The organism is Flavicella sp. IMCC45537 (genome assembly GCF_057197705.1).
In genome coordinates this window covers 1,097,186-1,118,921 of the sequence record NZ_CM170067.1, presented here as the reverse complement: position 1 = coordinate 1,118,921, position 21,736 = coordinate 1,097,186, and the positions used below count along the sequence as shown (strand labels likewise).

General features: G+C 37.1%; 12 protein-coding genes, 2 tRNA genes and 3 rRNA genes. 13 read left to right on the top strand and 4 right to left on the bottom strand.

Annotation, left to right across the window (positions count from 1 at the left end):
* The 3 genes from AC2DGP_RS05200 to AC2DGP_RS05190 all read right to left on the bottom strand — a co-directional run bounded on the left by AC2DGP_RS05200 (window position 1) and on the right by AC2DGP_RS05190 (window position 5,122).
* The gene (locus AC2DGP_RS05200; protein WP_484491957.1) at window positions 1-1,188 is read right to left on the bottom strand and encodes an acetate/propionate family kinase; all 1,188 of its coding nucleotides are present in this window, start codon (window positions 1,186-1,188) and stop codon (window positions 1-3) included.
* On the bottom strand, window positions 1,188-3,284 hold the full coding sequence (gene pta / locus AC2DGP_RS05195) for a phosphate acetyltransferase (RefSeq protein ID WP_484491956.1): 2,097 nt from the start codon (window positions 3,282-3,284) through the stop codon (window positions 1,188-1,190). Before pta ends, AC2DGP_RS05200 begins: the two co-directional genes overlap by 1 nt.
* Before the next feature lie 209 nt (window positions 3,285-3,493).
* The gene (locus AC2DGP_RS05190) at window positions 3,494-5,122 is read right to left on the bottom strand and encodes an acyl-CoA carboxylase subunit beta (RefSeq protein ID WP_484491955.1); all 1,629 of its coding nucleotides are present in this window, start codon (window positions 5,120-5,122) and stop codon (window positions 3,494-3,496) included.
* Window positions 5,123-5,256: 134 nt separating this feature from the next.
* Between AC2DGP_RS05190 and AC2DGP_RS05185 the strand changes: the two genes are divergently transcribed.
* The 13 genes from AC2DGP_RS05185 (at window position 5,257) to rrf (ending at window position 20,307) form a co-directional block, all read left to right on the top strand.
* On the top strand, window positions 5,257-5,610 hold the full coding sequence (locus AC2DGP_RS05185) for a DoxX family protein (protein ID WP_484491954.1): 354 nt from the start codon (window positions 5,257-5,259) through the stop codon (window positions 5,608-5,610).
* Window positions 5,610-6,020, top strand: a complete 411-nt coding sequence (locus tag AC2DGP_RS05180; protein WP_484491953.1) for an OsmC family protein — start codon at window positions 5,610-5,612, stop codon at window positions 6,018-6,020. Before AC2DGP_RS05185 ends, AC2DGP_RS05180 begins: the two co-directional genes overlap by 1 nt.
* Window positions 6,021-6,023: 3 nt before the next feature.
* A complete protein-coding gene (locus AC2DGP_RS05175; protein WP_484491952.1) occupies window positions 6,024-6,554 on the top strand; it encodes an NADPH-dependent FMN reductase in 531 nt (176 codons plus the stop codon).
* Between the two features lie 6 nt (window positions 6,555-6,560).
* Window positions 6,561-6,998, top strand: coding sequence for a MarR family winged helix-turn-helix transcriptional regulator (locus tag AC2DGP_RS05170; protein WP_484491951.1), 438 nt, complete (start codon window positions 6,561-6,563; stop codon window positions 6,996-6,998).
* 72 nt (window positions 6,999-7,070) lie between these two features.
* Entirely contained in the window at window positions 7,071-7,937 is an 867-nt protein-coding gene (locus AC2DGP_RS05165) for a pirin family protein (RefSeq protein WP_484491950.1), read from the top strand.
* A gap of 261 nt (window positions 7,938-8,198) precedes the next feature.
* Window positions 8,199-9,446 carry a T9SS type A sorting domain-containing protein gene (locus tag AC2DGP_RS05160; protein WP_484491949.1) on the top strand — a complete coding sequence of 416 codons (1,248 nt, stop codon included), beginning with the start codon at window positions 8,199-8,201 and terminating at the stop codon, window positions 9,444-9,446.
* 308 nt (window positions 9,447-9,754) lie between these two features.
* Window positions 9,755-12,343 (top strand): carbohydrate-binding protein, encoded by a 2,589-nt coding sequence (locus tag AC2DGP_RS05155; RefSeq protein ID WP_484491948.1) that lies wholly within the window; start codon window positions 9,755-9,757, stop codon window positions 12,341-12,343.
* 105 nt (window positions 12,344-12,448) lie between these two features.
* Window positions 12,449-14,434 carry a hypothetical protein gene (locus AC2DGP_RS05150; RefSeq protein ID WP_484491947.1) on the top strand — a complete coding sequence of 662 codons (1,986 nt, stop codon included), beginning with the start codon at window positions 12,449-12,451 and terminating at the stop codon, window positions 14,432-14,434.
* A 606-nt stretch (window positions 14,435-15,040) separates the two neighbouring features.
* Window positions 15,041-16,564: ribosomal RNA gene (locus AC2DGP_RS05145) — 16S ribosomal RNA — on the top strand.
* A 95-nt stretch (window positions 16,565-16,659) separates the two neighbouring features.
* Window positions 16,660-16,733: transfer RNA gene (locus AC2DGP_RS05140), tRNA-Ile, on the top strand.
* Window positions 16,734-16,839: 106 nt separating this feature from the next.
* A tRNA-Ala gene (locus AC2DGP_RS05135) sits at window positions 16,840-16,913 on the top strand.
* Between the two features lie 287 nt (window positions 16,914-17,200).
* Window positions 17,201-20,030, top strand: a 23S ribosomal RNA gene (locus AC2DGP_RS05130).
* Window positions 20,031-20,196: 166 nt separating this feature from the next.
* A 5S ribosomal RNA gene (gene rrf / locus AC2DGP_RS05125) occupies window positions 20,197-20,307 on the top strand.
* The 16S, 23S and 5S rRNA genes sit together here with 2 tRNA genes alongside, the layout of an rRNA operon.
* A 185-nt stretch (window positions 20,308-20,492) precedes the next feature.
* Here rrf and AC2DGP_RS05120 read toward each other — a convergent pair.
* Window positions 20,493-21,698 carry an RsmB/NOP family class I SAM-dependent RNA methyltransferase gene (locus tag AC2DGP_RS05120; protein WP_484491946.1) on the bottom strand — a complete coding sequence of 402 codons (1,206 nt, stop codon included), beginning with the start codon at window positions 21,696-21,698 and terminating at the stop codon, window positions 20,493-20,495.
* Window positions 21,699-21,736: the final 38 nt, after the last annotated feature.

The following is a 21,736-nucleotide window of genomic DNA, read 5'->3' as shown; positions in this document are numbered from 1 at the left end:
TTAATTCTGTAATAGTTCGTAGGTTTGTTTTGCTATTTCAATTTCCTCATTGGTAGGAATGATTAAGACTTTAACCTTGCTTTTAGTATTTTGAATTTCTCGAATTCCTTTAGCGCGTGTATTGTTTTTATCTGTGTCGAGTTCAATTCCTAAATAATCCATTCCTTTACAGCTCAATTCACGCATTAAACTTGAGTTTTCTCCAATACCTGCTGTAAAAACAATTGCATCAAGACCATTTAATATTGCTGTATAGGAACCGATATACTTTTTAATTCGATGAGCTGCTAAATTCAAGGCATTGATACAATCTTCATTTCCTTCAGCAGCTAAGTTTCCTATATCTCTTAGGTCAGAATGGCCAGTTAAACCTTTCATTCCAGATTCTTTTTGTAGAATATGGTTTACTTCATCTGCTGTTTTTCCAAACTTCTTTTGTAAGTGTATTACAACGGATAAATCCACATCTCCAGCTCTCGTTCCCATTACCAAACCACTTGTAGGCCCTAACCCCAAGGAGTGCTCAATACATTTACCATCTTTAATTGCTGATATACTACAACCATTTCCTAAATGTATGGTAATTATGTTCTTAGAGTTTTCTCCTAAATGCTCAATCGCTTGTTCAGAAACATACTTATGACTTGTTCCATGAAAACCATAGGCTCTAATTTGATCTTCCTCTAGATATTTTTTTGGAATAGCATACTGATATGCTTCTTGGGGCATTGTTTGGAAAAAGGCTGTGTCAAAAACTACAGTTTGCGTTGCGTTCGTAAAAATATGCTCCGCTACTTCAATTCCTGTTAAGTTAGCAGGGTTGTGTAAAGGAGCGAGGGCAAACAATTCTTTGATATTTTTTTTAGCTTCTTCAGTTGCAATAACGGTATTTGCAAATTTACTTCCTCCATGAACAACTCTGTGACCAACAGCATCAATTTCATCAACATTTTTTAACACTCCATAATCGGTATGCATTAACGCAGCTTCCACTTTTTTTAATGCGATGGAGTGATCAGGAATAGGGCAGACTTCATTATGTTTCTGGTTTTCTTTTTCATGTGTGAAAATTGCATCATCCATTCCAATCCTTTCTACCAAACCAACACACTTTACTTGCTGAGAAGGCATTGAAATCAATTGGTATTTTAACGATGAAGATCCTGCATTCAGTACTAATATATTCATTATGATTCTTGGTTTGCTTGTATTGCGGTTAGTAAAACAGTGTTAAAAATATCATCAACTGTACATCCTCTACTCAAATCGTTAACAGGTTTGTTAAGCCCTTGCAGCATAGGTCCAATTGCCAATGCACCTGTTTCTCTTTGTATTGCCTTATAGGTGTTATTACCAGTGTTTAGATCTGGGAAAATTAGTACCGAAGCTTGTCCGGCTACCTTTGAATCCGGCATTTTGCTTTTTGCAACGTTCATATCAACAGCGGCATCGTATTGTATAGGTCCTTCAATTTTTAATTCAGGATGTTTTTTAGATACGATTTCAGTTGCAAGTCTAACTTTTTCAACTTGTTCTCCTTTTCCAGAACTTCCAGAAGAGTAAGATAGCATTGCTACTCTTGCATTGATTCCGAAAGCTTCTGAGGATTGAGCAGAACTAATAGCGATTTCAGCCAATTGTTCTGCATTCGGGTTTGGATTTACAGCGCAATCTCCCATAACAGAAACACGATCAGGTAAACACATAAAGAAGACAGAGGATACCACGGATACTCCTGGTTTTGTTTTTATGAGTTGAAGCGAAGGTTTTATGGTGTGCTGAGTGGTATGTGCTGCACCAGAAACCATTCCATCTGCCATTCCTTTCATAACCATAATGGTTCCGTAATATGATACATCTTTAACAAGGTCATTGGCCGTTGTTTCCGTCATGCCTTTATGTTTGCGGGCTTCATATAAAGTTTGAGAGAATTCTTTGTTGTTAATTGAATCTTCAGGGTTTAGAATATTGATTTTATCCAAATCTATTTGAAGTCCTAATTGGTCACATTTTAATTGGATGGTGCTTTTGTCTCCTAAAATAGTAAGGTCAACAATATCTAATAATTGTAAACGAGCAGCTGCTTGTATTATTCTATCGTCATTTCCTTCTGGTAACACAATATGTTTTCTGTTTAGTTTTGCTCTTTGCATCAGGTTGTACTGAAACATGTTCGGAGTAATTCTTTCTGAGTTATATTGTGTAAGAATATTGGCTATTCCCTCTGCATTTACATAAGAATCAAAAGTATCTAATGCTAGCAATATTTTTTTTGAATTGGTTGAATATATTTTTGACTTTACGGCTCCAATTTTATTTGTAGTGCTAAAAGTACCTCCTTGAACAGAGATAATTGGAACGGTAGATTGCACTCCTTCAATCAATTTGAGGATCGATGCTTCAGGCAACAAACCACCCGTTAAAATAAGTCCTGCAATTTTTGGGTAGTTAGAGGATGCATTTGCTTGCAATGCTCCTAAAATAATATCGGCTCTATCTCCTGGTGTTACCACCAAAGCGTTTTCCTTAATACGGGTCAAGTAGTTTCTCAGCTGCATAGCACCTGAACTAAAGCTACCAATGGTATTGTCAATAAATTGTTCACCAAATAAAACCTTTCCTTCAAGGGCTTCATTAATTTCTTTTACCGTTGGGTTTTCTAAATAAAGACTTTCAGGGATTACATCTATTTGGATCTCGGTTGGGATTACTTTTTGAAGTTCTGTAGCAACTAAATCTCTATCATCAAGTTTAACTTTATTTGCAATCAAACCAAGTATATCCACCTCTTTTCTTTTGAAAGCTTTGTAAGTGATTTCCATACTGTTGATAAACTCATCCGTGGTTTTGTTTTTTCCAGATCCCACAATAACACAAGGTATTCCAAGGTTTTTAGCAATTGCAAGATTAAGATCGAGTTCTAGAAAACTACCCTCTTCAGAGAAATCAGTTCCCTCTACAAGTACATAATCAAACCGTTCTTCTAGGTTTTTATATTTTTCAATCACCGTTTGGATAACTTCGTCAACCTTTCCTTTGCTTAATAATTTCAAAACTTCACTTTGCTTGTAGGCATAGCAGTCAGATAATTTTAAATCTAAATTGAAAAAATTAATAGCGGTTTTAGTGTGGTTGTCGAAATGTCCACTTTCAGTATCGTTAATGATAGGTCTAAAATATCCTACCTTAATCGATTTCGTTAACATCATTCTTAAAAGTCCCAGCGAAACTAGTGATTTTCCAGTGTGTGACTCTATCGTAGCAATATAAATAGCTTTACTCATCCGTTGTGTGTTTTGTGATTCGAATTTACAAAATATTCGACTTCAAAAATAAAACTGAGTCTTTATTATTTTTATGATGCATATCATAATCTGTAAACTATTATTAGGGTATTTATGGAAACTATCTTATGATGTTTTTATTTTGAGGGAATAAAAAAAGGTCAATACTTTTTAGTATTGACCTTTTTTAATTTTGTTTTCAAACCAATTTAAGCTTGAATAACACCAAGATTAAATTGTTTTTCAATAGGTGCGTTATTTGCTATATCGATTCCTGTACTAATCCATTTTCTGGTGTCTAATGGGTTGATGACTCCATCTGTCCAGAGCCTTGCGGCTGCATAATATGGAGATGTTTGTTTGTCATATTTTTCCTCAATAGATTTTAGTATTTCAGCCTCACGTTCAGGAGTAATTACTTCTCCTTGACTTTTAAGTGAAGCTGTTTCCATTTGTAATAATACTTTAGCAGCTTGTGTTCCTCCCATTACCGCTAGTCTTGCACTTGGCCAAGCACAAATTAATCTAGGATCATAGGCTTTACCGCACATGGCATAGTTTCCTGCTCCGTAAGAGTTACCAATTACCACAGTAAATTTAGGTACTACAGAGTTACTTACTGCATTTACCATTTTTGCACCATCTTTTATAATCCCTCCGTGCTCAGATTTACTACCAACCATAAACCCTGTAACATCTTGTAAAAAGACTAGTGGGATTTTTTTCTGGTTGCAGTTAGAAATAAAACGAGTTGCTTTAGTAGCACTATCTGAATAGATCACTCCACCAAACTGCATTTCTTTCTTTGCAGTTTTTACAACTTTTCTCTGGTTTGCTACAATTCCAACAGCCCATCCGTCAATACGTGCATATCCACAAATAATGGTTTTACCAAATTCTTCTTTGTAAGGCTCAAATTCAGAGTTATCAACCAATCTTTTGATAATCTCATTCATATCATATTGGTCCGCTCTTGATTTTGGTAAAATACCAAATATATCCTCTTGATTTTCCTTCGGTAATAGCGCTTCTTTTCTATTATAACCTGCTTTTTCTGAGCTTCCTATTTTGTCAATGATGTTTTTGATGGTATCCAAGGCGTCTTTATCGTCTTTAGATTTGTAATCGGTAACACCTGAAATCTCACAATGAGTAGTTGCTCCTCCTAAAGTTTCATTGTCAATACTTTCACCAATAGCTGCTTTTACAAGATAGCTACCTGCTAAAAAAATACTTCCCGTTTTGTTAACAATCAAGGCTTCATCACTCATAATTGGTAAGTAGGCTCCTCCAGCAACACAACTTCCCATTACCGCAGAAATTTGAGTAATACCCATACTGCTCATAATAGCATTGTTTCTGAAAATTCGTCCAAAGTGTTCTTTATCAGGGAAAATTTCATCTTGTAAAGGAAGGTATACCCCAGCGCTGTCAACCAAGTAGATAATAGGAATTTTATTTTCCATGGCAATTTCTTGTGCACGTAAGTTTTTCTTAGCAGTAATAGGGAACCAAGCCCCAGCTTTTACAGAAGCGTCATTTGCAACTACGATGCATTGCATCCCTTTTATTTTCCCGATTTTTACTACTACACCTCCAGACGGACATCCGCCGTGTTCTTCGTACATATCTTCACCAACAAAAGCTCCAATCTCTATTGCATTCGCATCATTATCTAATAAGTAGCTAATGCGTTCACGTGCAGTAAGTTTTCCTTTTGCATGAATTTTAGCAATACGTTTTTTTCCACCACCTTCATAAACTTTTAAAAGTTTTTTCTTTAAATCTGTTGAAAGAAGTCTGTTAGAATCTTCGTTTGCGTTGAATTTTATATCCATTAGTATTGCTGATTTTTGCGCGGCTAAAGTACAAAAATGTAGTTAATTATCATTTTTTATATACCTTGGTTTTATTTACCATGGTAAATAAAAATATTTTTATTACATTTGCACTGTAATTAAAACTTTATAATATGAAAACGAATAAAATTATTTTTTGGGTTGCAACGGGTTTATTGTCTTTAATGATGTTAATGTCGTCTGGGATGTATGTCTTTAACAATGCAATGATTAGTGAAACTTTTTTGAATTTAGGTTTTCCAACATACATTATTTATCCATTGGCCTTTTTTAAGTTATCAGGAATTGCTGTGATTACCTTGACAAAATGGGAAACAGTGAAGGAGTGGGCATACACAGGTTTCTTTTTTAATTTTTTATTAGCCTTTAGTGCGCACGTTTCTATTGGAGATGGTGAGCATTATGGAGCTTTGATGGCTATGATTTTTTTGATTGTTTCTTATGTTTTTAGAAAAAGATTGGCTTAATGAAAGTAAAACCAAGTTCTAAAGTTTCGCTAAGTACCGAGAACTTTATGGCCAAAGTTCGTAGTAGTAACTTTTCTTATGAAATTGACACACCAAAATTAAAAGGAGGTAGTGGGACGGGGCCTACACCAGTTGAGTTTTTTTTAGCTGCAATTGGAGGATGTGTCGCCATCACACTTAGAACTTATGCCGATAAAATGGAGTGGGATTTGGGAGAGATTATTGTGGAGGTTACAGAGGAAACGAAACTGACGCAAAAGGGAATTGTAAAGAAGATTCATGAAGAAATTTCAATAGAAAATAAAATTTCTCATGAACAATTAATGGCACTTAAGGAACGGGCTAAAAGTTGTCCCGTAGCACAAATGGTGAATACCCCCACAGAAATAATAAGAACGATAAAAAATTAAAAGATGAAAAATATCATAGTAATAGGAGGAAGCAACAGTAAAAACTCAATAAATAAAACATTGGCAACATATGCGGCGGAACAATTAGAAGAAGTTGTACTTACCATTGTAGATCTTAATGAATTTAATTTGCCATTATATGGAATAGATTTAGAGACAGAGAATGGAATACATGAAGAAGCCAAAAGGTTGAGTGGTGTTTTTGATTGGGCTGATGGTTTTGTTGTTTCACTTGCAGAACATAACGGTGCTTATTCAGCAGCATTTAAGAATGCTTTCGATTGGTTGAGTAGAATTAATGGTAAGGTATGGAGAGAAAAACCAGTACTGTTATTGGCTACTTCTCCAGGAGGTAGAGGTGGACAAACGGTTTTACAAATCGCAGTAAACAGTTTTCCTCATTTAGGAGCGAAAGTTACAGGAAGTATGGCTTTTCCGTCTTTCTTTGAAAACTTTAAAGAAGGTGAGGTTGTGAATGTGGAACTGAAAGAAGCCTTAGAAAAAGAAATAACAAAATTTCAAAACGCAATTTAAAATTATATGGGAGATTTAGCTAAAGATATTAACTCTACTTTTCCGTCAGAACATGTAAAGGCTTTGATTAATATTAAATACACTGCCAATTGGATTGAGGGGAAATCAAACCTTGTATTAAAGCCTTTTAAAATTAGTGTTCAGCAATATAATATATTAAGAATATTACGTGGAGCAAAAGGAAAGGTAACAGTACAGACCGTAAAGGATAGGATGATTGAAAAATCTCCGAATACAACAAGGTTGATGGATAAGCTTTGTGCAAAGAATCTGATAGAACGTGTACGTTGTGAAAATGATAGACGTGTTGTTTACGTTCAGATCGCGGATTTAGGATTGAAAATGTTACAGGATATAAAAATGGATGGAGTGGGAGAAACAATGAATAAATTAACAGATGCTGAGGCAGAACAACTCAATCTGTTATTAGATAAGATTAGGTAGAATTTGCGGTTTTTAAGAGAAATATGATGTCATAGAGAGACATATTTAAGAATCAATTATAAAAATATAGACATGAAACTTAAAAATATAAAAGCAAAAAGTAAAAGCAATTTTGTAAACATGGGGCCAATACGATTAAGACAGCCCTTGCCAAGTTTTCAAATTAATGATGTAGATCCGTTTATTTTGTTACATCATTACGGACCTTATGATATAAGCCCAGAAAGCAATCCGTTTGATTTAGGGCCTCACCCGCATAGAGGTTTTGAACCGATAACCTTCCTGATTCAAGGAGAGCAACTTCATAGGGATTCTTTAGGGAATAATAGTGTTGTAGTTGGTGGAGATGTGCAATGGACAACTGCGGGAAAGGGAATCATTCATGCAGAAGGGCCAACCAAAGAATTTGTTGCGAAAGGAGGTAAATTGGAAGGTATTCAATTGTGGTTAAACTTGCCAGCTTCTCATAAAATGATGGATCCAGCGTATCAACATGTGAAAGGAGAAGATATGCCATCGGTTAGAAGTGCTGATAAGAAGTTGATTTTAAAAGTGGTTGCAGGAAGTTTTGAAGGGAAAACGGGGAAAATTGAAACTCAAAAGCCAATAAATATGTTGTGGGGTTATGCGGATGAGCAGGCTCAAAAAGAAATTGAGATAGAAACAGGTCACGATGCTCTTATTTACTTGATTAGTGGTCAACTTACAGTAAATGGTTCGGAGCCTTTAAATGAAGAGGCAAATCGAATGCTTACATTTATTGGAGAAGGAGAAGGTATTTCTATAGTAGCAAATAGTAAAAGCGAATTTATTATTTTGACGGGAGAGCCTTTGAAAGAAAAGGTAGCCACATATGGTCCGTTTGTAATGAATACCCAGGAAGAAATTCATCAAGCCATGCTGGATTATCAATCTGGTAAAATGGGAGTTCTTGAGTAAGTGAAAAGGAAATAAAAATGATTATATAAGCCTAGGTGTTAAACCTAGGCTTTTTTTTAAGATGAAATTTTAAAAACTAAAAAAAGTGAAATTGACTGATATATAGTGTTTTGGGTTGTTTTCTGTAGGGGCTGTGTCTAGAGTTGATTGTTTTTGGTAATACAATTAAAAGATTTTTGTCAATTTATTGTAGAGTCTATATTTATCGATTCTTAGGTTGATGTAAGTAAAATTGTTCTTTAACTAATTAAACTATTAATTATGAGAACAAAATTACTCTTTAAACTATTAATGATTTTAATACCAGTATATATTGGTGCACAAACGAATCACGTTTTGTTAAATCAAGATTTTGAAACAAGTTCAGGTGGGGTACCTACAAATTGGAATGTCAATTTGGGAACTTCAGCTGATGGTGATGCTTATACTGGGGCTAATGGTGTACTTTTTACGAGCAGTGCAGGAAGTCCAAATAGTGAATTGTTAAACGAAACTGTAAGTGTTTTATCAACTAGCTTGGCTACTTATTTTACAGTGTGGGTAAAACCAACTGCACTCAATGATAGAACTGCTCTCAGACTAGTGAGTTCTGACGGTACTTCAAATATTGCTGGAGGTTCGGCAATGGTTTGGAGTAATGCGGAGTATATAAACTCTTGGCATAAAGTATTAATGACAAAATATACACCTGTTTCAGAAGAAAGTGTGCGTGTTCAAATAGATAACCCTATTGCTAACGATATTATTCATTATGATACTGCTGAACTTGTTCAAAACCCATTAACAGTAAACGGTGATATGGAAATTGACTTTATGGGGAACAGTAAGACAACACCGCAAACTCAAATTTATCAGAAAAGCGGAATCAATCCCATGGAGAGAGAAACATCGGTAAAAAGGAATGGTAATAACTCTATTAAATGTACGACTACATCTGTATCTCCATATTTTCAACAAAATCCTAATTATCGATATGTTAGAGAGGCGGTATCAATGGAATACCAAGGGAGTATTTGGGTGAAGGTGGCGGATGAGTCACCTGCCGCAGATTTTACTGCAGAGTTGTTTGTAGATAATGTTAAAGTAGCTACTGGAATCACAACAAATGTAACTAATGCATCCGATTGGGTAGAAATAACAACACCTCTGTTTATCTCTGATGATACTGGAGGAGGGACAGTTTATTTAAGGTTGACCGTTACGAATGATGGTGCGAATAGGACTATATTCTATGTAGACGATTATGTGTTAACGAAAAGTTTACCGGAAACGGCTTCCGTTAGAAATGTTGAATTAAATAAGAACTCTCTTGTTGTGTCGAACGAATGTGTTCGTATTGATGGTAATTCAGGTGATATTAGAATAACTGATCTATTGGGGAGATTAATAGCATCTAAGGTGGTTGAGTCAAACGAAAAATTTGAATTTAACTTTGACAAAGCAAAAGTATATATTGTTGTTGCAACTACTAATTCGGGGACGATTTCAAAAAAGGTACTATTTGATTAAAGAATAATGTATCCTAGTACAAAATATTCCTTTTTAATCTTAAGTCCGAGATATAATCTCGGGCTTTTTTTATGATGAAATTTTATGTGCCATTATTCAGATGTTGTTCTTTTCAGTGGAGATGCTTTATTGATTTTGTGATGTCAAGTTTTTATAAAAACTTGACATCATCTTATTCGGCGCATGTTTTATAGGGGATTTTAACTAGACATTTATGTCTTGTCTAGCAAAGGGTTAAAATAGCATATAAACAAGATAAAATTTGATATAGTTTTGTTGGTAACTAAACTAACCAAATTATTGAAAAAATGAAAAAAACAACCGAATCAATTATTTTAGACAATCTTAAATATAGGTACTTTAAAAACACAATTCTTTCAGCCTTATTTTTTAGCGTCGTATTTTCCGTTCAATCTCAGGAATGGTCTGGGATTGTAGTTCCTGCCAATGCTGGTTCCGGAAAAACATGGAGTCTCCAAGAAAATGTATCAGATGATTTTAATTATAGCTTCGATGCTGTTAATTATCAGACGAATTTTGGAAGTAACAAATGGTATAATTTTTACCACAATCAATGGGATGGACCAGGAGTGACATATTGGAAAAATGATCATGTAAAAGTAGATGGAGATAATCTAGTTTTACGTGGTTCGAGATGGGATAAAAATAACCAATCAAATCCTCAATACCCGTATCCAGGAGCAACAGAAGCTTTTAAAATGGGTAAAGAATATGAGGGAGTGAACTTAGGTTGTGTCACTTCAAATAATAGAGTTAAATATCCTGTTTTTGTAGAGTCTGCAATTAGTGTCGCAAACATCAACTTAGCTTCATGTTTTTGGTTATTAAGTCCAGATGACACTCAAGAAATTGATATAATAGAAAATTATGGTAGTACACCCTGGTTTAGACAATTTACTCATATCAGTCATCATTCATTTATTAGAAACCCCTTTCATGATTATCAGCCTAGAGATATAAATAGCTGGTGGCCAGACTCAAGAGTTTCTGATGCCTCAGGAGGATGGGGAGCTTGGGCTTGGAATGGTGGTAACAGAAGGTATCTTCGATTAGGTGTGTACTGGATAACTCCAAATCATTTTGAATACTATATTGATGGAGAGATTGTTAGAGTAATGTATCAAAATGCGATTGCTACTAATTTTAATGGTACTTGGAAGTATACCTATTATAATTCAATAAATCCAGCAGGAACGACGGATCAGTGGGGAGCGAATATTGGTGGAAGACCCACAGAGGTAAATGGCTATTCAGATGTTACCGTTCATGGAACATCTACAACATATGATTTTTCCAAATTACAGGCGGCGAACAATGCTTCTAATGGAATTAATGTTATCGATCCTGGAAATTATCAGAATGGAACTGGGTTTAATAAGGAAATGGATATCATTATAAATTTTGAATCCCAATCTTGGTTAGCGAATGACCATGCTCCAACTACACAAGATTTAAATAATACGAGTAAAAATGAAATGAAGGTGGATTGGGTACGTGTTTATAAACCTGTTGCTACCGAATCCGTAACGGGGGTTTCTGTAAGTCCGGCTACGTTAAGTTTAGAGCCAGGAAATCAAGGGTATCTAACAGGAGCTGTGAGTCCTTCAAGTGCAGCGGATAAAACGATGACATTTACTTCTAGTAATCCAATAATTGCCTCTGTTAATCAAAGCGGTGTTGTTTCGGCTAACTCAATAGGTACTGCAGTTATAACCGTAAAAAGTACTGATGGTGGTTTTATGTCAACAAGTACCATTACTGTTGCAAACGGTGATGCTGAGAGTTTAGTTTTAGAAGCAGAGTCCTTTGTTACTACGGGAGGAACCTTTAATGATGGCTCAGTGCCTTATGGCGTAAATAGAGGAAGTTCAATTATAAATTTTGTAAATGCACAAGATTATACAGAGTATAATTTGAATGTTTCTGTGGCTGGTGAGTACAGTGTTATTTATAAAATAGCAACACCTCAAAATAATGCTGAGGTTTCTATGTATGTGGATGGTATTTTGCTTAATGTTGATACTGTGTTGAATAATGGTTCTTGGAGTGATTATCAAGATTTGCAAGGTGCAAATAATATTTCATTAACAGCAGGCGTACATCAGGTAAAAATAGTTGCCTCTGGGAGTAATAGTTGGCAATGGAATCTAGATAAAATCGTTTTAAATAAAATTGGTGGCATATCGGCTCCTGTTTCTGCAGAGATTGTAATTGAGGCAGAGAGTTTTTCTTCAACTACAGGAACTTTTAATGATGGTTTGGTGCCTTTTGGAATGAATAAAGCAGAAACGTTGGTGAATTATGTAAATAAAAATGACGAAGCTATATATAATGCAATGATTGATGAAGCTGCTGTATATCATATATTATATGATGTTGCAACTCCGATGTCAAATGCTGAAATAAGTATTTATGTAGATGGCGTTTTGATAAGTAAAGACGCTGTTATAAATGTTGGTTCTTGGGGAAGTTTTCAAAGATTAAAGGCGGAAGATAGCGTCTATTTGTCCTCAGGACAACATGTTTTGAAAATTATTGCTTCAGGAACGGATAATTGGCAATGGAATATGGATAAATTTATATTAACTACCAGTTCTACCTTAAGTAAAACTGCGAAAGTTTTGAAAAATGAGTTGGATACAGATGTTTTTTCAATAAAAATGTTTCCAAATCCTGTTAGTGATTTTCTATTTATTGAAAGTTCAGAGTCGGTTTTGTCTGTTCGAATTATGAACTCTGCAGGTTCAGTTGTTCTAAATAGCAATCAATATTTTGCTCCAATTGATGTAAGTGATTTAAATACTGGAGTGTATTTTGTTGAGGTTATATCAAAATCAAATAAGAGGACCGTTAAAAGAATAATGATACAGCACTAAAGTTGTAACGAACTCTAAACACAAGTCCGGGTTTTATAAACTCGGACTTTTTTGTTTTAGAAATATTATAATACTTTCGCACTTCACAATCAAATAAATGGTTTAATGAGAGTTTTTCAAAAGCAAGAAAGTCGAATAATAGCAGTATTGCTGGCAGCAGGATTTTTATTGAGGTATTTGTTTGTTGCAGATTTGGCAATTTGGGGGGATGAATTTGTATTTTATAATACGGCATTGAAATTTTTAAAGGGAACTGGTAATTTGTTTCCAGGGGACAATAATGGAGTTTTGTATACGCTCATATTATTACCTCTTTTCAAATTTATCTCTACCTCTGTAATAGTAGCTCGCTTGCCAAGCGTTATTTTTGGCTCCCTTAGTGTTTATATGGTTTATCGTTTAGGGAAAAAAGTGTATAATAAATATGTAGGAGTCATAGCTGCATTTTTAAATGTATCCTCATTGATTTTGATTTATTGGAGTAGGGTGCTTCGTAATTATTCGTTTTTCGAATTTTTCTTTCTTTGGTTTTTGTTGTGTTTGTACTTGTTTATAGAGCCGAAAGGACTTACCACAAAAAACAAGTATTTGAGGAAGTTAAATATTGATGTACCCTCTTTAATCTATGTAATAATTTCATTTACGCTTGCTTTTTTAAGCCATCAATTGGTCTTTGTCTCACTTTTTGCATTGTCTTTTTATTTAGGGGTCATGGGGCTAAAAACCTATTTTGTAAAATCAGAGAAGAACGTTATAAAATATCGTTATGTAGGCTTATTTTCTCTCTTTGTTATTTTGCTGTTGCTTGTTAGTCCGGCATTTTTAAATTTTACGAGATCTGTTCTTAATTTATTATTACATCAAGAAATTGTTGATTGGATAGTGCCAGATCTTGCAAGGTTGGGCTATTTATGGGAAACTTCTCCTTATAAGGTCTTTGGTGTATATAAGGATGTATTGCTGTATGAAGTTGGGATCGTTCTTTTAGTGTTTGCAGCAATAGGTGTTGTTTGGGGATTTATTAAGAAATTTAAATCTACCTTGTACTTGTCTTCATTTTTTTTCGTCCCATTTATATTGATGAGTTTTGTGTTTAGAGAGGCTTTTGCACCTAGGTACTTTGTTTACTTATTGCCTTTAGTTCATTTGTTTATTGGGGTATTTGTGTACGAGTTTTGTTTTTTTATTTCGTCTAAGTTTGAAATATTAAAAACGAACAAAGGGTTTTTATCAATGACCTTCTTTGTTGTGATACTATTTCTAAGTCAGGTAAAGTACAGAGAGATTTACAGTCTAGTTACGGTAAAATTAAAATCTGGAAATTTGGTGGATAAACGATTGTCGCAATGGTATTTTATGGATTATAAATATGCGTCAACCTATGTAAATCATTTTAAAAAGGAGGGAGATGTTGTTTTTGCAACGCATGTAAATTCAGGGAAGCATTATTTAGGGGATAGTGTAATTCAGTTTCGACAAGTGTATTATGATAGGAAAGCGAAGCAATTTAAAAATTACCCTATAAGTAATAAGTATTCAGAATTAGGTAGAAATATGAATACCATTAAAAAGCTTTATAAAGAGAATGATCGAGGTTGGTTATTAGCAGATCAATCCTATTTTAGGAATAAATTGACTTCTGATAAAGCCAGGAAATGGGTTTTCAGTCATATGAGGTATCATAAAAATGGAACTATTGATGGGGGAGTACAGGTTTTTGCTTGGGATAAATCTAAAAAAGTCCCCAGATATCAAGTAATTGTAGAAGATCTTGGTAAGAGTGATGTTGCTCACTTTTCAGCAGAATACAATGTATATATTAATGACAAAAAAAACTTAAAAATTAATTTGGTATCCGAAAATATAGACAGTGACCAGGAAGCGGCGATGATTTTAAATAGAAAGTTTAGATTGAAATTGAAGAAAAATACAGTTATGAATAAACCTCAGTTGTTTTCAATAGCTATTGATAAAAAATATTTTGTAGAGGGTAATAACCTTGTTCAGTTTTTTTACAATAAAGATTTGCCCGCAAATAAGGAGAAAGAAAAAGGCTTTATTCTTTACGGGTTTAATTTTTCAAAACAATAAAATTAAAATCTAGGTGTAAGAAATTTAAAAAAATAGATGCAATCCACTTTTTGTAATAAAGGGTGGATTTTTTTGTGAAGTTTCATGTTTGCGTTTTTCTGGGTTTACATGCTGATACTATTGGTTGAATTGGCTATAGTTTCAAGTATTGTTTCTATTTATGTAAAAAAGATTTTGTTTTAAAACGCATGTTTTAAGGGGTGTAGGTTTAGGGAATAAAATAATTTCAAAAAAAGCGATTTTTTTCATTGTTGTAACGATAAAAAGATCTAGTTTTGCATCCGCTAAGGAAAACAGCTATTGTTGTTTTGGAAGGCAAGGAGTTCTTTAAAATGCTGGTAAAATTTAGGATTAAGAGTTTTAAAAAATAAATTAAATTTTATTTTTTTATAACGAAAAAAGGTTTTAGATTTGCAGCCGCTAACACGCCAAGCGTTGTTAGTAAAAAAAGAAACAAACCAGATCTATGATCTGACGTTCATTGAAAATATTGAAATTGACAGCGTAAAATTAAAGATTAAATTACGTGTTTTTAGTAACACGAATTCTGATTAGAGTAAGCTAGTATCGTATAAAAATAAGTCACTTCGGTGACTAAAAAAAATAACGATGAAGAGTTTGATCCTGGCTCAGGATGAACGCTAGCGGCAGGCTTAACACATGCAAGTCGAGGGGTAACAGGGAGAAGCTTGCTTTTCTGCTGACGACCGGCGCACGGGTGCGTAACGCGTATAGAATCTACCTTGTACAGAGGGATAGCCCAGAGAAATTTGGATTAATACCTCATAGTATAATTGAATGGCATCATTTAATTATTAAACATTTATGGGTACAAGATGACTATGCGTCCTATTAGTTAGTTGGTAAGGTAACGGCTTACCAAGACATCGATAGGTAGGGGTCCTGAGAGGGAGATCCCCCACACTGGTACTGAGACACGGACCAGACTCCTACGGGAGGCAGCAGTGAGGAATATTGGACAATGGAGGCAACTCTGATCCAGCCATGCCGCGTGAAGGAAGACTGCCCTATGGGTTGTAAACTTCTTTTATATAGGAAGAAACACTCTTACGTGTAAGAGCTTGACGGTACTATATGAATAAGGACCGGCTAACTCCGTGCCAGCAGCCGCGGTAATACGGAGGGTCCGAGCGTTATCCGGAATCATTGGGTTTAAAGGGTCCGTAGGTGGACTAATAAGTCAGAGGTGAAATCCCATAGCTCAACTATGGAACTGCCTTTGATACTGTTAGTCTTGAGTTACTTGGAAGTAGATAGAATGTGTAGTGTAGCGGTGAAATGCATAGATATTACACAGAATACCGATTGCGAAGGCAGTCTACTACGAGTATACTGACACTGATGGACGAAAGCGTGGGGAGCGAACGGGATTAGATACCCCGGTAGTCCACGCCGTAAACGATGGACACTAGTTGTTGGGATTTATCTCAGTGACTAAGCGAAAGTGATAAGTGTCCCACCTGGGGAGTACGGTCGCAAGATTGAAACTCAAAGGAATTGACGGGGGCCCGCACAAGCGGTGGAGCATGTGGTTTAATTCGATGATACGCGAGGAACCTTACCAGGGCTTAAATGTAGGATGCATTAGGTAGAGATACTTATTTCTTCGGACTTCTTACAAGGTGCTGCATGGTTGTCGTCAGCTCGTGCCGTGAGGTGTCAGGTTAAGTCCTATAACGAGCGCAACCCCTATTTTTAGTTGCTAACAGGTTAAGCTGAGGACTCTAAAGAGACTGCCGGTGCAAACCGTGAGGAAGGTGGGGATGACGTCAAATCATCACGGCCCTTACGTCCTGGGCTACACACGTGCTACAATGGTATGGACAGAGAGCAGCCACCTGGCGACAGGGAGCGAATCTACAAACCATATCACAGTTCGGATCGGAGTCTGCAACTCGACTCCGTGAAGCTGGAATCGCTAGTAATCGCATATCAGCCATGATGCGGTGAATACGTTCCCGGGCCTTGTACACACCGCCCGTCAAGCCATGGAAGCTGGGAGTGCCTGAAGTCGGTCACCGCAAGGAGCCGCCTAGGGTAAAACTGGTAACTAGGGCTAAGTCGTAACAAGGTAGCCGTACCGGAAGGTGCGGCTGGAACACCTCCTTTCTAGAGAAAGAGATGTTAGGTTATGAAAATTAAGAATTGTTTAATTCTTTAATTGCTGTTCAATTTTATATTATATACAAGACTAAAAGAAACAGAGTCTCGTAGCTCAGCTGGTTAGAGCGCTACACTGATAATGTAGAGGTCGGCAGTTCGAGTCTGCCCGAGACTACTTTTTTAAAAAAGAGTTAGGTATATAACATATAGGAAATTTTAGAAGTTGAGTATTCGTTAGAAGTCTAACGACTAACTACCCAATACTAGCTACTAGTAATTTTGGGGGATTAGCTCAGCTGGCTAGAGCGCCTGCCTTGCACGCAGGAGGTCATCGGTTCGACTCCGATATTCTCCACAAAAGTCAATTGACAATTATCAGTTGACAATTAGCAATTTTATAATTGTTATTTGTTATTTGAGAATTGTTTATTGCAAAGAGTTCATTGACATATTGAAATACTGATATCGTATGATATTAGAAGTTATATTTTAGAAAAACTAAAATTAATAACGAGCTATAATACAAATAGAGGCATGCATAGCATGCAAACCGTAGAAGGTATTTAGTTTGGGATAAGTATTAATACTTATTTCCTGCTACTAATTACATGATACAAATAATAGAATAAAAGAGCAAAAAGTACAAAAAGCTAAGTAAGGGCGTATGGCGGATGCCTAGGCTCTCAGAGGCGATGAAGGACGCGATAAGCTGCGATAAGCTTCGGGGATTTGCACATAAGAATTGATCCGAAGATTTCCGAATGGGACAACCCAGCATGTTGAAGACATGTTACTCCGCAAGGAGGGCGAACCCGGTGAACTGAAACATCTAAGTAACCGGAGGAAGAGAAAACAATAGTGATTCCGTTAGTAGTGGCGAGCGAACGCGGATTAGCCCAAACCAATCTTGTTTCGGCAAGTTTGGGGTTGTAGGACCACGACATTTGATGTTAATTGAATCAGAACAAACTGGAAAGTTTGGCCATAGAGGGTGATAGCCCCGTACGGGTAAGATTAATTATTGATAGTGGTATCCTGAGTAGTGCGGGACACGAGTAATCCTGTATGAATCCACCGGGACCATCCGGTAAGGCTAAATACTCCTGAGAGACCGATAGTGAACTAGTACCGTGAGGGAAAGGTGAAAAGAACCCTAAGTAAGGGAGTGAAAGAGATCCTGAAACCGTACGCCTACAAGCGGTCGAAGCACATTTACTGTGTGACGGCGTGCCTTTTGCATAATGAGCCTACGAGTTACTGTTTCTAGCAAGGTTAAGTGATTCAGTCACGCAGCCGTAGCGAAAGCGAGTCTGAATAGGGCGTATAGTTAGTAGTAGTAGACGCGAAACCTGGTGATCTACCCATGGGCAGGTTGAAGCTGTAGTAACATACAGTGGAGGACCGAACCCGTTGACGTTGAAAAGTCTTGGGATGACCTGTGGGTAGGGGTGAAAGGCCAATCAAACCAGGAAATAGCTCGTACTCCCCGAAATGCATTTAGGTGCAGCGTTGTGGTTTAGTTTATTAGAGGTAGAGCTACTGATTGGATGCGGGGGCTTCACCGCCTACCAATTCCTGACAAACTCCGAATGCTAATAAATATACACAGCAGTGAGGGCATGGGTGCTAAGGTCCATGTCCGAGAGGGAAAGAACCCAGACCATCAGCTAAGGTCCCCAAATATATACTAAGTTGAACTAACGAGGTTCGATTGCATAGACAGCTAGGATGTTGGCTTGGAAGCAGCCATTCATTTAAAGAGTGCGTAACAGCTCACTAGTCGAGCGATCGAGCATGGATAATAATCGGGCATAAGTATATTACCGAAGCTATGGATTTATGATTTATCATAAGTGGTAGGGGAGCATTCTAGTTGCGTTGAAGGTGTTCTGTAAGGAATGCTGGAGCGTCTAGAAAAGAAAATGTAGGCATAAGTAACGATAAGGCGGGTGAGAAACCCGCCCACCGAAAGACCAAGGTTTCCTCAGCGATGCTAATCAGCTGAGGGTTAGTCGGGACCTAAGGCGAACCCGAAAGGGGTAGTCGATGGACAACTGGTTAATATTCCAGTACCTGCTCACGTTAAAAGTGACGGATTCGTATAGTTGTTGCGTACTGACAGAATAGTACGTTGAAGGGAGTGGTAACACCCCGATAGTACACTGAGACTTCGGTCAAGGTGATAATACAGCGAAGCGAGTTCCAAGAAAAGCGAGTGAAGCAGCCCGTACCCTAAACCGACACAGGTGGTTGGGAAGAGAATTCTAAGGTGCTCGAGTGATTCATGGCTAAGGAACTAGGCAAAATCGCCCCGTAACTTCGGGAGAAGGGGCGCCCATCTATGATGGGCCGCAGTGAATAGGTCCAGGCGACTGTTTATCAAAAACACAGGGCTCTGCTAAAACGAAAGTTGATGTATAGGGCCTGACACCTGCCCGGTGCTGGAAGGTTAAGTGGAGGAGTTAGCTTCGGCGAAGCTCTCAAATGAAGCCCCAGTAAACGGCGGCCGTAACTATAACGGTCCTAAGGTAGCGAAATTCCTTGTCGGGTAAGTTCCGACCTGCACGAATGGTGCAACGATCTGGACACTGTCTCAGCCATGAGCTCGGTGAAATTGTAGTATCGGTGAAGATGCCGATTACCCGCTACGGGACGAAAAGACCCCGTGAACCTTTACTATAGCTTAGTATTGACTTTGGATAAGTAATGTGTAGGATAGGTGGGAGACATCGATCATGCGTCGCCAGGCGTATGTTAGTCGTCCTTGAAATACCACCCTTTGCTTGTCTAGAGCCTAACCCTGCGAAGGGGACAGTGCTTGGTGGGTAGTTTGACTGGGGTGGTCGCCTCCAAAAGAGTAACGGAGGCTTCTAAAGGTACCCTCAGCACGCTTGGTAACCGTGCGTAGAGTGCAATGGCATAAGGGTGCTTGACTGCGAGACTAACAAGTCGATCAGGTTGGAAACAAGAGCATAGTGATCCGGTGGTTCCGCATGGAAGGGCCATCGCTCAAAGGATAAAAGGTACTCCGGGGATAACAGGCTGATCTCCCCCAAGAGCTCACATCGACGGGGGGGTTTGGCACCTCGATGTCGGCTCGTCACATCCTGGGGCTGGAGAAGGTCCCAAGGGTTGGGCTGTTCGCCCATTAAAGTGGCACGCGAGCTGGGTTCAGAACGTCGTGAGACAGTTCGGTCTCTATCTGTAGCGGGCGTTAGAAATTTGCGTGGATCTGACTCTAGTACGAGAGGACCGAGTTGGACTAACCTCTGGTGTATCTGTTGTTCTGCTAAGGGCATTGCAGAGTAGCTACGTTGGGAAGGGATAAGCGCTGAAAGCATATAAGCGCGAAACCCACCACAAGATGAGATTTCTTTAAAGGGTCGTGGAAGATTACCACGTTGATAGGCTATAGGTGTAAAGGCAGTAATGTCATAGCCAAGTAGTACTAATAACCCATAGGCTTTTGTACAAAGAACTTCCGCTAGGCAACTAGCGGGAGGGAAACTCTTTATACATTCTATTACTCCAAATATTATAGCACTTCTAATTTGAATATTATATTTATGGCATCTGTGATGCATTTCAATATGTTAATTATTAAATACTGGTTTAAGAAATTAGACTAGCAAAGACCTTAAGGTGGTTATTGCGATAGGGCTCACCTCTTCCCATTCCGAACAGAGAAGTTAAACCTATCAGCGCAGATGGTACTGCCTAACCGGTGGGAGAGTATGTCACCGCCTTTTTTTGAAACCTCAATCAGTAAAATGATTGAGGTTTTTTTTTGTGATAAACTTAAAATACTTTTTACTGCATCGATACTATTGAACAATGTATACACGAAAGCTGATATTGAAACAATACAATCCTATAAAAAAATCCCTCTTATTATCTAATAAGAGGGATTTAATGAATTATAAATGACTAAAGCTTATTGTTTTCTTTCCAACAGAGCCATATAGAAACCGTCAAAACCACTTTCTGAAGGTAGAACTTTGTTATCCTTTATGAATACAAATTCATCATTGTTAGAAAGGAATTTCTTTACTTGGTTTTCGTTTTCAGATGGTAAAATAGAACAAGTTGCATAAACTAACTTACCACCTTTTTTAACTAATTTTGAATAGTTGGCAAGGATTTCTTCTTGTGTACGTTTGATGTTCTCGATAAACTCTGGTTGTAATTTCCATTTGGCATCTGGGTTTCTTTTAAGAACCCCTAATCCTGAGCAAGGCGCATCAATTAAAACTCTATCCGCGCTATTATGGAGTTTTTTAATGGTTTTGGTACCTTCTATTTGTTTTGGTGTTATATTGTGTGCACCAGCACGTTTGGCACGTCTTTTAAGCTCTTTTAATTTCCCACCATAGATATCCATTGCTACAATAGAGCCTTTGTTTTCCATAAGTGCAGCAAGATGCAATGTTTTACCTCCTGCTCCGGCACAAGTATCAATAACCCGCATTCCCGGTTTAACTTCGAGATATTCAGCTACGAGTTGTGAAGAGGCATCTTGAACTTCAAATAAACCACTTTTAAAAGCGTCGGTTCTAAAAACATTTTTTCGTTCTTTAAGAATTAAAGCGTCTTTATATTTAGGATCGACAGTAGTTTCAACTTCATTGTCATTTAATGTTCTTTCTAAGTTTTGACGAGACCCTCTCAATGTATTGGCACGAAGAACAACGGGAGCTTGGATGTTTAAGGCTTTAATTTCTTTATCCCAATTTTTCCCTAACTCTTGAACACCTAATTCGTCTAACCAGTCAGGTATAGATTCTTTTATTTTACGTATTGATTGTACTTCATCAAATCTGCCTTTGATACGTCTAACAGGCGCATTAGTAAAGTATTTCCAATCAGGTAATTCTATACCTCTAAGAACCGCCCAAACAGTAAAAAGTTTCCAAAGGTTTTCTCTAGAGTAATGATCTTTAGTTTCAGCAACTTCATTATAAAGACGCTTCCATCTGACAATTTCATAAATAGTTTCTGCAACAAATTTTCTATCTCTAGCTCCCCATCTCGGGTCTTTTTTAAGTGCAGCTTCAACTGCTTTATCAGCGTATATACCTTCGTTAAATATGGCATTTAATGAATCGATAACTGTGAATACTAAATTTCTGTGTAAACGCATAGTCATTATTTTGAGAATGCAAAGGTACTTAAATCAGA